The 13,140-nt window shown below is 70.4% G+C and carries 8 protein-coding genes; 7 read left to right on the forward strand and 1 reads right to left on the reverse strand.

The window, feature by feature from the left end:
• The 7 genes from JMF86_RS18225 to asnB form a co-directional block, all read left to right on the forward strand.
• Nucleotides 1-562 (forward strand): SctK family type III secretion system sorting platform protein (locus tag JMF86_RS18225; protein WP_201317098.1); only part of this gene is annotated, 562 nt, incomplete at its 5' end.
• On the forward strand, nucleotides 544-1,173 hold the full coding sequence (gene sctL / locus JMF86_RS18230; RefSeq protein WP_011547299.1) for a type III secretion system stator protein SctL: 630 nt from the start codon (nucleotides 544-546) through the stop codon (nucleotides 1,171-1,173). The genes JMF86_RS18225 and sctL, both read left to right, overlap by 19 nt.
• The gene (sctN, locus tag JMF86_RS18235) at nucleotides 1,170-2,546 is read left to right on the forward strand and encodes a type III secretion system ATPase SctN (protein WP_012339694.1); all 1,377 of its coding nucleotides are present in this window, start codon (nucleotides 1,170-1,172) and stop codon (nucleotides 2,544-2,546) included. The genes sctL and sctN overlap by 4 nt, the downstream gene beginning before the upstream one ends.
• Complete coding sequence (locus JMF86_RS18240; protein ID WP_125381598.1) at nucleotides 2,539-3,225, forward strand: hypothetical protein; 687 nt, start codon at nucleotides 2,539-2,541, stop codon at nucleotides 3,223-3,225. Before sctN ends, JMF86_RS18240 begins: the two co-directional genes overlap by 8 nt.
• The gene (sctT, locus tag JMF86_RS18245) at nucleotides 3,219-4,028 is read left to right on the forward strand and encodes a type III secretion system export apparatus subunit SctT (RefSeq protein ID WP_006480861.1); all 810 of its coding nucleotides are present in this window, start codon (nucleotides 3,219-3,221) and stop codon (nucleotides 4,026-4,028) included. Before JMF86_RS18240 ends, sctT begins: the two co-directional genes overlap by 7 nt.
• A gap of 16 nt (nucleotides 4,029-4,044) precedes the next feature.
• Nucleotides 4,045-5,076: an EscU/YscU/HrcU family type III secretion system export apparatus switch protein gene (locus JMF86_RS18250; RefSeq protein WP_012339696.1), complete on the forward strand. Its 1,032-nt coding sequence runs from the start codon at nucleotides 4,045-4,047 to the stop codon at nucleotides 5,074-5,076.
• Between the two features lie 271 nt (nucleotides 5,077-5,347).
• Nucleotides 5,348-7,318 (forward strand): asparagine synthase (glutamine-hydrolyzing), encoded by a 1,971-nt coding sequence (gene asnB / locus JMF86_RS18255; RefSeq protein ID WP_012339697.1) that lies wholly within the window; start codon nucleotides 5,348-5,350, stop codon nucleotides 7,316-7,318.
• A gap of 67 nt (nucleotides 7,319-7,385) precedes the next feature.
• Here asnB and JMF86_RS18260 read toward each other — a convergent pair.
• Nucleotides 7,386-13,140 (reverse strand): LWXIA domain-containing protein (locus JMF86_RS18260; protein ID WP_201317099.1); only part of this gene is annotated, 5,755 nt, incomplete at its 5' end.

The following is a 13,140-nucleotide window of genomic DNA, read 5'->3' on the forward strand; positions in this document are numbered from 1 at the left end:
CGCGCGCTACCGTTCGCCGGACGCATTCGGCGCGGCCGGCCGCAAGCTGCTCGCGCGGCACCTGCTCGCTGTGAACGGCGTGGCCGACCGACACGACTTCGACGTCGCGAACCCATGCGCGCGGCTCGCGCTGCTGCCGGGCGCGGCGCTCGAACAACTGGCCGCGTATGCGGGGCTGCTGCTGCATCGCATGTGGCTGCGCGACGCGCTGGCCGGGCGGCGTATCCGCGCGGAAGTCGCGGCGCGGCTCGGCGGCGATGCGCTCGAACTCGCGCTCGAACGCGCGCCGGAATTCGGCGCGCTCGCGGAAACGCTCGAACCGTGGCGCGCCGATCCCGCCGCGCTGCCGGTCGTGATCCGGGCGCGCGGCGGCCGGCTGCTCGCGGATTTCATCGGCGTTGCCGGCGACGCGGTCGCGCGGCGCGTGCGCCTGAAATTCAACCGCGCGATCGACGACGAGGCGCCGTACTGGCTGAACCGCGCGCAGCGCGATCAGTTCGGTGAACTGATGTTCCTGTTTCTGATTCCCGAGAGGCTTGCGTCATGGGACTGGCTTTTCTGATCACGAGCGACAACCTGCAGCTACTGTCGGAACGCAAGGTGCTCAAGGAGCGCGAATACGCGGCGCTGCTCGACGCGTCCGCGGTGATCGCGACCGCGCATGAAGAGGCGGCGCGCATCGTCGCCGATGCGCAGCGCGAATTCGACAAGCGCCAGGCGGCCGGCTACGACGAAGGCATGCGCCGCGCGCAACGCGAGCAGGCCGCGCAGGCGTACACGCAGGCGCTCGCCGCCACGCGTACGATGGAGACGATGAAGGACGCGATGGCCGATATCGTCGTGAAGGCCGTGCGCGCGATCGTCGGCGAGATGAGCACGCAGAAGCTGTACGAGGCTGCGCTCGCGCGGATCGCGCCGCTCGTACGTGACGAGGCGTTCCTGATCGTGCGTATCGCACCCGGCCGCAAGGACGAGATGCGCGACGCGCTCGACGGCGCGTTCGCGGGGCAGTCGAACCGGCAGAAGATCCGCATCGTCGAGGACGCGCAGCTCGAACGCCATGCGTGCACGGTCGAGACGCCGTCCGGGCGCATCGACGCGAGCCTCGACCTGCAGATCGACGCGTTGCGCCAGGCGATCCGCCGCGACGCGCTGAAGGGTGCCGCGCGATGAACGCGCCGCTCGATGATCCGCCACCGTTCGGCGACGACGACGGCGCGCCGTTCGATCGCGGCCGCCTGGTCGGCGAACTCGACGCGGGGCTCGCGTTCTTCTCGCCGGTGTCGGTGCAGGGCCGCGTCAACCACGCAGTCGGGCAGATATTGAACGCGACGGGCATCCGCGCGCGGCTCGGCGAGATTTGCGAGCTGCGCACGCCGAACCAGCCGACGCTGCTCGCGGAGGTGGTCGGCTTCTCGCGGCAGACGACGCTGCTCACGCCGCTCGGCGACGTGGCCGGGCTGTCGCCGGAGACGACCGTCGTGCCGTCCGGACGCGAGCATGTGTTCCCGGTGGGCGAGGCGCTGTTCGGCCGCGTGCTCGACGGGCTCGGCCGGCCACTCGACGATCGCGGGCCGGTGACCGGCGCCGCGTGGGTCTCAACGCAGCAGGACCCGCCGAATCCGCTCGCGCGCAAGATGATCGACACGCCGTTTCCGACCGGCGTGCGCGTGATCGACGGGCTGATGACGCTCGGCATCGGGCAGCGCGTCGGCATCTTCGCGCCGTCCGGCGTCGGCAAGAGCACGCTGCTCGGGATGATCGCGCGCGGCGCGCAGGCCGACGTGAACGTGATCGCGCTGGTCGGCGAACGCGGCCGCGAGGTGCGCGAATTCATCGAGCACAGCCTGTCGCCCGAGGTGCGCGCGCGGTCGATCGTCGTCGTGTCGACATCCGATCGCCCCGCGATGGAGCGCGTGAAATCCGCGCTGGTCGCGACCGCGATCGCCGAGCACTTCCGCGATGCGGGCAAGCGCGTGCTGCTGCTGGTCGATTCGCTGACGCGCTTCGCCCGCGCGCAGCGCGAAGTCGGCCTCGCGAGCGGCGAGCCGCCGACGCGGCGCAGCTTCCCGCCGTCGACGTTCGCGGTATTGCCGCGCCTGCTCGAACGCGCGGGGCAGGGGGCGCACGGGTCGATCACCGCGCTCTACACGGTGCTCGTCGAAGGCGACGAGGAATCTGACCCGATCGCCGAGGAGGTGCGTTCGATCCTCGACGGCCACATCGTGCTGTCGCGCAAGATCGCGCTCGCGAACCGCTATCCGGCGATCGACGTGCTCGCGAGCCTGTCGCGCGTGATGCCGCTCGTCGCGAGCCGCGCGCACCAGCATGCGGCCGCGCGCGTGCGTGAGCTGATCGCGAAGTACCAGGAGATCGAGCTGCTGGTGCAGATCGGCGAGTATCGCGAAGGCAGCGACCGGCTCGGCGATCTCGCGCTGCGCGCGCGCGACGCGATCGGTGCGTTCTGTGCGCAGGCGTCGGACGAGGACGTGCGCTTCGACGCGCTGCTCGCGAAGCTGACGAAGCTGGCGAACGATCATGTCTGAAGCCGACGACCGCCTCGTGCTCGCGACGCTCGCCCGCCTGAAGCGCGTACGCGAGATGCGCAGCCAGATCGCCCGCGTCGCGGCCGCGCGCCAGCAGGGCATCGCCGCGCAGAGCCGGCGGGCGCTCGCGGCCGCGCAGGCACAGCTCGCGCAGCAAGTGGCCGCGAAGGCCGCGATCCAGACGCGGCTCGCCGACGACGTGCGCGAGGCCCGCGCGTTGCAGAACGCGGCGGCCGATACGCGTACGTTCGACCGGCATATCGGCACCGCGAACGCGTCGGTGAGCGAGGCCGCGCACGTGCATCGCGGCCACGAGGCGACGCTCGCCGACCTGCAGCGCGCCGCGCGCAAGGCGAAGGCCGCCGAGGACAAGCTGGAGAAGGCCGGCGAGAAGGCGCTGCACGCGCGCGCCGCGCGGGTCGAGCGCGACGCCGACGAAGTCGCGGACGGCTACGCGGTACGGCGCTTCGCGACGGGCGGCACCTGGGTGGCTGGTGCGGGCGATGCGGGCGCCGCGGCCGGTCATGCGGCCACGCCGCCGGAGGCCGCGGCCGCGTTCGATGCGGCGATGACCGAAGCGGAAACGGACGCCGACATCGCCACCGAAACTGCCGCATCCGCCGCATCCGTCGCGCCCGACGATCCCGCCCCGCCTGCCGCCGCGGAGCGCCGATGCTAGACCAGGCCGCGGGCTTCAACGACGTCGCCGGCATGCTGCGGCCGCTGCTCTACGTGATGCCGCGCCTGCTGCCGATCATGTTCGTCGTGCCGGTATTCAACGAGCAGATCATCACGGGCCTCGTGCGCAACGGGATCGCGGTCGTGATCGCCGCGTTCGTCGCGCCGACGATCGATGCCGCGCAGGTCGCCGCGCTGCCGTTCCTGATGTGGTGCCTGCTGGTCGCGAAGGAGGCGATGGTCGGCATGCTGCTCGCAGGTGCGTTCAGCGCGGTGCTGTTCGCGATCCAGGGTGTCGGCTACCTGATCGACTTCCAGACCGGCAGCGGCAGCGCCGCGTTCTTCGATCCGATGGGCGGCCACGAGGGCGGCCCGACTTCCGGATTCCTGAATTTCGTCGCGATCGCGCTGTTCGTCACGGCGGGCGGGTTGCAGGTGCTCGTGCAACTGTTCGCGCAGTCGTACGCATGGTGGCCGATCGGCTCGCTCGGCCCCGATTTCTCGTCGATGCTGCAAACCTTCATCGTGCGGCAGACCGACACGATCTTCGAATGGATGGTGAAGCTCGCGGCGCCGGTCACGATCGTGCTGGTGCTCGTCGAGCTGGGCATCGGCCTGGTCGGGCGCGCGGTGCCGCAGCTCAACATCTTCGTGTTCTCGCAGCCGCTGAAGAGCGCGCTCGCGGTGCTCATGATGATTCTGTTCCTGCCGGTGGTGTACGCGTCGCTGCATTCGCTGCTGAGCCCCGACAGCGGGCTGATGGCGTTGCTGCGCGCGCTGTTCGCCGCGCACGGCGGCGGCTGAGCGCGCCGGAGCCGGGATGGCCGAAAAGGACCAGAAGCCGACCGCGAAGCGCCTGCGCGAGGCGCGCGAGAAAGGCGACGTGCCGAAGAGCGCGGAAACGGTGTCGTCCGCGTTCTTCGTCGGCGTGTGCGTGGCGCTCGCGGTGGGCATCGGCGCGCTGTTCGCGCGGGTGCAGGCGCTGTTCCGGCTCGTGTTCGACGCGGTCGGCGCGGCCGATCCGTCCGCGCGGCTCGCGGCGCTGATCGACGGCGCCGCGCGCGACTGGGCGACGCTGTCCGCGCAGATCGTCGCGGCCGGGCTGCAGGCGGGGCTGCTCGCGGGCTTCGTGCAGGTGGGCGGCGTGATGGCGTGGAGCCGCCTCGTGCCGCAGTTGTCGCGGCTCAACCCGGCCGAGGGGATGAAGAACCTGTGGTCGCTGCGCAACCTCGTCAATCTCGCGAAGATGCTGATGAAGACGGCGCTGCTCGTCGCGACGCTCGGCTGGCTGATCGTCGAGTCGCTCGATCCGTCGGTGCAGTCGGGTTTCACGCGGCCGGCCTCGATCCTCGCGCTGATCGTGAAGCTGCTGATGCTGCTGTTCGGCTGGGCCGCGCTGATCTATATCGTGATGGCGCTGATCGACATCGTGCACCAGCGGCACGAGTTCAACCAGAAGATGAAGATGTCGATCGACGAAGTGCGGCGCGAGCACAAGGAGGACGAAGGCGATCCGCACATCCAGGCGAAGCGCCGCCAGCTCGCGCGCGAAGCGCAGTTCGCGTCGCTGCCCGACCGGATCGGCTATGCGTCGGTGGTCGTCTATTCGCCGCGCGTGGCCGTCGCGCTCTACTACGGCGGGATGGGCTCGCTGCCGTGGGTGCTCGCGCGCGGCGAGGGCGACGCGGCCGAGCGGATCGTGCGGCTGGCCCGCGACGCGCTGCGCCCGACGCTCGCCAACGTCGGGCTCGCGCAGGCGCTGTACGAGACGACGCCCGAGAACGGCACGATCCAGCCGCAGCATTTCCGCGCGGTCGCGCAGTTGCTGAAATGGGCGACCGGCGCCGCTTGACGGCGGCGTGGCGGGTTGGCGTCGCATCGCATCAAGCCCCTTTTTTTGTCGGCAATGCTTGCCGGCGATCCGGCCGGGTTCGATATGACCCCATCGCTCGACCGTCGGCGTACGGCGCTTGACGTCCATTTTTTTCCGGATTTCGCCGACATTCACTGGTGAATTATTGCTGATTTATTTCTTCGTAATATGGCTCGACCGTCACGCCCGACGGCGGGCCGCGAGGTTGCGCCACCCGTGACGGACCAGGTCAACAGGGGCAGACAAATCAATGTGCGGAATCGACGGCTTTCTGAATAGCGTCGCCTTCGATGAGGAGACAGCGCGCGGCACGCTCGCGCGAATGACGGCGAGCCTCGCGCATCGCGGGCCGGACGGGCAGGGCATCTGGGTCGACCCGGATGCCGGCATCGCGCTCGGCCACCGGCGGCTCGCGATCGTCGACCTGTCGGTGCACGGCCGGCAGCCGATGGCTTCCGCGTGCGGTCGCTACGTCCTCGTCTTCAACGGCGAAATCTACAACCATCGCGAACTGCGCGCGGAGCTCGAGCGCGCAGGGCGTGCACCGGCGTGGCGCGGTCACTCCGACAGCGAGGTGCTGATCGCGGCGATCGTCGCGTGGGGCGTCGAGGCCACGTTGCGCCGCGCGACCGGCATGTTCGCGTTCGCGCTGTGGAATCGTGCGTCGCGAGTGCTGACGCTCGCGCGCGACCGGATCGGCGAGAAGCCGCTCTACTACGGGCGGATCGGCGACGCGCTCGTGTTCGCGTCCGAGCTGAAGGCGTTGCGCGGCTACCCGGGCTTCGACGGCACGGTCGACCGCGACGCGCTGTGCCTGTACCTGCGCCAGTCGAGCGTGCCCGCGCCTTATACGATCTATCGCGGCATCCGCAAGCTGCCGCCCGGCACGTACATCCAGTTCGAACATGCGCGCGACACGCCGCGCCTGCGCGCGTACTGGACGCTCGAACAGGCGATCGAGGCCGGCCGCGCGCAGCCGTTCGAGGGCAGCGCCGGCGAAGCCGTCGGCCAGCTCGACACGGTCCTGCGCCAGGCCGTCGCGCGGCAGATGGAGGCCGACGTGCCGCTCGGCGCGTTCCTGTCGGGCGGCATCGATTCGTCGGCGATCGTCGCGCTGATGCAGGCGCAATCGGCGACGCCGGTCGACACGTTCACGATCGGCTTCCACGAGGCCGGCTACGACGAAGCCGGTTACGCGAAGGCCGTCGCGCGCCATCTCGGCACGCGCCATACCGAGCTTTACGTGACGGCCGACCATGCGCTCGGCGTCGTGCCGAAGCTGCCGTCGATCTACGACGAGCCGTTCTCCGATGCGTCGCAGATCCCGACCTTTCTCGTCTCGGAACTGACGCGCCGGCACGTGAAGGTGAGCTTGTCCGGCGACGGCGGCGACGAATTGTTCGGCGGCTATACGCGCTACTTCCTGACGCCACGCCTGTGGCGCAAGCTGCATCGCGTGCCGGCGGCGGTGCGTGCGCGGATCGCCGCCGCGCTGCACGCGTTGCGGCCCGATCACGCGGACCAGCTCGCGGCCGTCGCGCAGGGTGCGTTCGGCGGCGGTGTGGAAGCGCGCGAATCCGCGTCGCGCATCGGCGATCGCCTGCACAAGCTCGGCCATGTGATGACGGCCGAGAGTCGCATCGGGCTGTACCGGCTGCTGATGTCGTCGGTGCATCATCCGGAGCGCCTCGCGCTGTCGGGGCAGGAGCCGCCGACGCCGCTCGACACGGTGTCCGCCTGGCCCGCGCACCTGAGCTTCGCCGAGCAGGCGATGGCGATCGACACGCTCACGTACCTGCCGACCGACATTCTCGCGAAGGTCGATCGCGCGGCGATGGCCGTGAGCCTCGAGACGCGCATGCCGTTCCTCGATCATCACGTCGTCGAATTCGCGTGGCGCGTGCCGGCGTCGGTGCGCTTGCCGGAAGGGCAGTCGAAGGCGCTGCTGCGCCGGCTGCTCGACCGGTACGTGCCGTCCGAGCTGATCGACCGGCCGAAGCAGGGTTTTTGCGCGCCCGTCGACCACTGGCTGCGCGGCGCGCTGCGCGACTGGGCCGACGCGCTGCTGCGGCCGTCGCGCCTGCGCGAAGAGGGCTTCTTCGATGCGGCGGCGGTCGAGCGGCTGTGGCGCCAGCACCAGACGGGCCGGATGAACTGGCAGCACCAGCTGTGGACGGTGCTGATGTTCCAGGCGTGGCTGGAACATCAGCGGGCGGCGTGATGCGGCATGCCGCGCGCAACCGGTGCGCGCGGCGCCACGCGGCCCGCGCGCCGCTATCAGCCCACGATCAGCCCACGATCAGCGGCGTGCCGACCGACAGGCGGTTCGGATCGCGTGAAACCGACGGATTGAGCTGCAGGATCTCGTTGAACGCGCGCGTGTCCTGCTCGCCGCGCGTCATCGCCTGCTGGTCAGTGCGCGACACGTGCGCGGCGTCGAGCAGCGACTGGCGATGCTGGTCGGCGATGACCCACAGCGAATCGCCGGCGACGACGATGTAGGGCTGCGGCGACCCCGACGGTTGCGCGGTCGACGGCGTGGCGCTGGCCGACGGCGAAGCCGGCGCGGCAGGCGACGCACTCGACGCACTGGGCGATGCAGTCGCCGAGGCGCTTGCAGAAGGACTGGCCGACGCGCTTGCCGAAGCACTCGGTGAAACGCCGGGCGCGAGATTCGACTGCGACGAATTCGACTGATTCGACTGATTCGACGAACTGGACCCCGAGCCGAAGAACGTCGTCCACAGACTTTCGATCAGCTTGTACGCGAACGCGCCGACCGGAATCAGCACGACGGCCGTCGGGATCTTCTTGATCAGCGGCGTCGCGTTCGGGAAATGCGTGTTCAGACGCCCGCCGAGCAGCAGCGCGGTGGACACGCCGGTCGCGATCGCGAGGTCGTAATGGCCGCCGCTCCACTGCACGCCGGTGCCGAGGCCGCCGTACGCGACGGCCATGAAGTCGCTCGCCGAATCGGTGAAGCGCACGATGCGGCTGCGCTTGTCGGCATTCACGCGGTGCGCGCCGATCGTGTAGACGAGGCCCGCATACGTGGCGCCGAACGCACCGCTCGCGATGGCGGCGGAGCCGTAGGCGAGATCGAACGCCCCGTGCGCGTGCACGACGCCGCTGATGCCGACCGCGAGCGTCGCGGTCGACGTGATCGCGGCGCCCGCGCGGCCCGCGATCCCGAACAGGTGGCGCGGGTTGCCGGTATGGAGCTGCTGCAGCGACGTGCCGCCGACGGTGCCCTGCATCTGCGCGAGCACGTCCGCGGCGAGCGCCTTGATGTGGGTGGTCGCGTCGTCGAAACTCATCAGCCCGACGCGGTTCAGCTCGACATACTGCGCGGCCAGCGTCCGCGCTTCGTTCGAGATCTGCTCGAGCTGCGCGCGCCGGTTCTGGCCGTAATCGTGCGCACCCGAGCGCAGCTGCCGCGACAGCGTCACTTCGAGCCGCGTGAGCACCGCCTGCGCGGCCTTCGGGTCGCCGGCCTGCAGGCTGCGCACCGCACCCTGGTGCATGACCTGGAACACGCGGCCCAGGCGCGAGCCCAGCAGGAACGACGACGTCGCGCTGCCGAGCATGTCCTGCCGCAGCACGTGCGTCGCGCCGAGCGTATCGGCGATCACGAGCGCGCCGGCGCCGGTGACGAGCGAGCTGAAGCCGATCGACTTCCACAGCTCCGCCTTGCGGAACGACGGCCGATGCACGCGCAGCGCGTTGATCTGCGCGAGCGCCTGCAGTTCCTCGATCATCTTGGCCTGTTTCGGGTTTGCCGCGATCTGCCGGCCGACGCTGATCGGCTTCGACGGATCGTTCTTCAGCGCTTCGCGCTCGACCACCGACTGCCAGTACGCGCGACTGTCGGGCAGCGGCCCGGCGGGATCGGCGGTCGACACGACGGTGCCGCGGGCCGGCGCGCGGCCGCCGGCTTCCGCGAGCCAGCGCTCGCCGAAGCGGCGGGCGAGTTTTTCGGTGCGCGTGGCGGGCGGATGATCGGCCGACGCCCACTGCGTCATCGCATGCTCGATCGTCGCCTTGCGCGCCTGGTTGACGAGCGCGGTCGTGTTGCGTTCGTACAGTTCGCTGCGCAGCGTCGCGAGCGCGTCGTCGGACAGCCCTTTCGACTTGCCGATGCGCGCGATCTCCGCGAACAGCACCTGCTGCTGGTTCGCGAACGCCTCGGGGCTCACCGGTTCGAAGACGCGCGTGAGCGCATCGGCGCCGTGCAGTCGCGCGAACTTGCCGTGACGGTCGGTCTGGTAATAGTCGACGATCCGTTCCGCCAGCGCCCGCGTCAGGTCCTGGTTCGCGATGAAGTCGGTGCCGTGCGTGCCGTACGACAGCCCGACGTGCAGCCAGTCGATCGCCTTGCGGTCGAGCAGTGCATCGAGCAGCTCGACGTGACCGGCGCCCGGCACCGGCTCGAGCACGGCGTCCCATCCGTGAAAGCTCAGCATCACGTTCGGCGCGGGTTCGCCGGCGTGATCGTGCGACCACGTCTCGAACGACGTCATCAGCCGCGTGTACTCGGCATAGCTGTCGTTGGTGCCGGCGATCGTACGGCGGTCGTCCGCGGAGACGAGCGGGCGGCCCGACGCCGCTTCGAGACGAAGCTGGAAGCCATGGTGCGACGCCGCGGTGAGCCATTTGTGCAGATGCGCGATGTCGTCGAGCTCGAGCGTGCGCGTGGTGCCGTCCGGCGCCTCGCGCGTGATCGTCGCGTCGGCCTCGTTGTAGCGCGCGCCGATCGGGGAGCCGAACTTGCGGGCGCGCCGGATGAACGCCGGATCGTGCTTGCCGCCGCGCGCGGCCGCGAGCGTGTGCGGATCGACCGGAATCGACACCACCGGCATCGCGCCGCCATATTGCTCGACGTAGCGCACCGCGAGCGCAGGATCGTCGCGCAGGTTGAACGCACGCGCCATCGGCGCGACGCGGTCCTGGATCTCGGCCGGCGCGCGCACGAACGCCTGGATCGCGCGCTTGTCGATCATGCGTGCCGCGCTGTGGCGCGTGGCATACGCCTGCATCCACTTCACGAAGCGGTTGTGATCGCCGCCGGGATCGGCGACCGGCCCGCGCGACGGCATGCTCGACACCTCGCGCGCGAGACCGACGGGGATGCCGAGCGCCTTCAGCATCGGTGCGTCGGCCAGGATCGTCTGCGGTTCGTCGGTCAGTGCGAGGCCGCCGGCATCGGGCTGGTTCTTGCGTGCGGTGACCGCCTTCACGCGGTCGATCGTCGGGAACCAGTCGGTCACCTTCGCGGCGCCGTAACGCATCACCCATTCCGCGACCGTGCTCGAACCCAGGCTCGGCTGGTAGGGCCGCAGCGTCAGCGGCTTGGCCGCCGGCGTCTTCGGTGGCTTCTGCGGCTTCGGCGTGGCCGGCGCGTTCGATGCGTTTGCCGCATTCGCGGCGCGGCGGTTGCGCCGGCCGCGTTTGCCGCGCAGCGCATTGCGCACCCGGCCGGCAGGGCCCGTGGAGCCGCCGGCCGCCGGCTGCGCGGCTTGCTGGGCCGCGGCGAGGTCGGCCTGCGCGGCTTTCACGCGATCGATCTGGCCGGCGATCTGCGTGCGGATCCAGCGTGTCGCGAGGTCGAACTTCTGCGGCAGCGCATCGAAATACGACTTCTCGTCGAGCAGCTGCGTGAGTCGTTGCGCGAGCGCGGCTTTCTGCGTGGCGGTCGCGCGCGGATCGAACGCTTCGGGCGCGAGCGTCGACAGCAGAAAGTGCTGGTTCGCGCCGAACGGGCCGCGCCCGAGCGGCATCTCGTCGAGCGGGCGGCCCGCGTCCGGGTGGTCGCGCAATTGCTCGGCGTCGTCGTACCAGCGCGCGTTGCCGTCGTGGATCGCGATGATGCCGCGGCGCGTATGCAGCGATTCGGCAACCGGATGATCGGTCTCGTACACGTACACGTAGTGATCGCCGCGCAGCGCCTTCAGCTCCAGCGCGCGCATCAGGTGCAGCGTGTTCGCGCCGCTGAAGTCGATCGCGAGCTGCTCGCTGTCCGGGACGAGCTTCGGCGGCAGGAACGGACTGTCGGCGCCTTCGATCTCGGCGATCTTGCGGCGCACGCCCGGGTCGGCTTTCGCGAGGCCGCGCTGTACGCGCGTGCCGAGTTTCTGCATCGGCGGCTTCTCGTCGCCGAGCGCCTTGCGCATTTCCGCCGGCGCGAAGCCGCCGTAGCGCTCGACGGTGTCGTGCGTGACGTCCGTCACGACGAATCGCACGCCGCGCCGGCCGCCGGACAGGTTGCGCGCGCGTCGGCGGAACGCGGCGCCGAGATCGCGCGGCGCGATCGTCGCGTCGCCGAGCGAGGTCGACTCGTGATAGGTCCAGTCGTGCGCGGCGTTGCGCGTCGCGTAGCCGAGCACCTTGCCGGTTTCCTTGTCGATCGCGTAAAGCGTCGCGCCGTCGCCGGCCGCTTTCGCCGCCTGTTTCGGCCGGCGAAAGCGCGGCGCGTCGGCGAGCGACTGCAGCGTCGTGACGACGTCCGCGTCGGGCGTCGTGGCCGGTTCGGCTTCCCAGGTGCGGCCATCGCTGCGCGCGGTGATCCGCGCGGCGCCGCCGTACTCGCGCAATTCCGCAAGCGACACGGGCGACACGTAGAAATCGACGTTCGCCCGTTCCGCGCTGCCGTTGTCCTTCAGCGCGCGATAGACCGCGTCCGGGATCGACACGGCCGGATCGGCGGACGCCTTGTCGACGAACGTACCGTGCTCGTCGGTGCGCATGCTCGCGACGAACTTCGGCTGCGCATGGCGCGCGTCGATCGACGCGTCCGGCCGCGCTTCATGCTCGGCGATCAGCACGTGCGCATTCGTGCCGAACGCATCCTTCATCTGCTGGAGCGACGCGAGTTGCGAACCGTCGATGCGGATCAGGTCGCGCTTGCCGTGCGAGGCGAGGTGATCGAGCGCATGCTGGCGGCGCGCGGCGTCCGCCGTCGCCGCGGGCATCGGCGCGTTCGACGCCGGCTGCGGCGCGGGCGCCGGCATTTCGCGCGGCACGCCGAGCGCGTGCATCGCATCGGCCTGGCTCGCGTAGTACGCGCGATAGGTCGCGTGGCCCGGCACGGACGGCGCGACGTCGCCGAAGGCGGCCGCGAGCCGGCGCAGCCCGGCTTCGTCGCCGGGCATCGCGTGGTCGGCTTCGCGTGCGATCGCATCGGGCAGATGGGCGTCCCTGGCGATGTCGATGCCGCCATCGTCGAGGATTTCGCGGCGCACCGCGAACGCGTTCGCCTGTGCGCGCGCTTCGGCCATCAGCGCGCTGTCGGCAAGCGCCTGCGGCGATGAACGGTCGAGCGCGAGGCGGCGCGTGATCGTCTCGACCGCGTGCTGCGCTTCGTGCGCGAGCGTGTAGACGAGCGTGCCGGCGCCGTGGAACTGCCCGTCGAGCACGATCCGCTGCTTCGCGGTATCGATCCGGCTGCCGCGCCCGGGCCGGCCCACCACGATTTTCCAGCCGGCCTCGCCGGCCAGCGCGACCTGCTGGCGCAACAGGCTCGAGCGGTCGACCAGCGCATGGGCGGCCTTGGGCAGCGGCGCGCCGCCGAACCGCATCCGGATGCGCGTGATGACGGACGGCTTCTGCACGAATGCGTCGGGCGGCAAGTGCTCGGTGATGCCGGGATGCGCGAGCTCGATCGCGCCGCGCGCGATGCCGTCCTCGAGCATCACGCGTAGCGTGCCGATCTCGCGGACGATGCCTTCCACGTTCAGCTTCGGCGCATCGGTCATGACCGTCGACGGATCGCTCAGGTAGAAGTCGCCGTGCGCGTCGAACACGCCTTCGAAGTCGTAGTACAGACGGTGCTGCGCGGTGATGTCGCGCGCGCGGTCGAGCTGCGCGAATGCGTCGCGGGTGACGCGCGACGGCAGCATGCCGGCCATCACGTCGTGGCTGCTCAGCGACGCGAACGGCGCGTACATCACGGCCACGCGATCGAATGCCGCGAACGGGCCGCCGACCGTGAGCGTGCGCAGCCCGTGCGCGCGCAGCGCCGCGAGGCCTTCCNGTTCGAGGCGGATC

Origin of the sequence: Burkholderia sp. E168m15 (assembly GCF_016586105.1) — a bacterium.
GTDB classification, from domain to species: Bacteria; Pseudomonadota; Gammaproteobacteria; order Burkholderiales; family Burkholderiaceae; genus Burkholderia; species Burkholderia orbicola.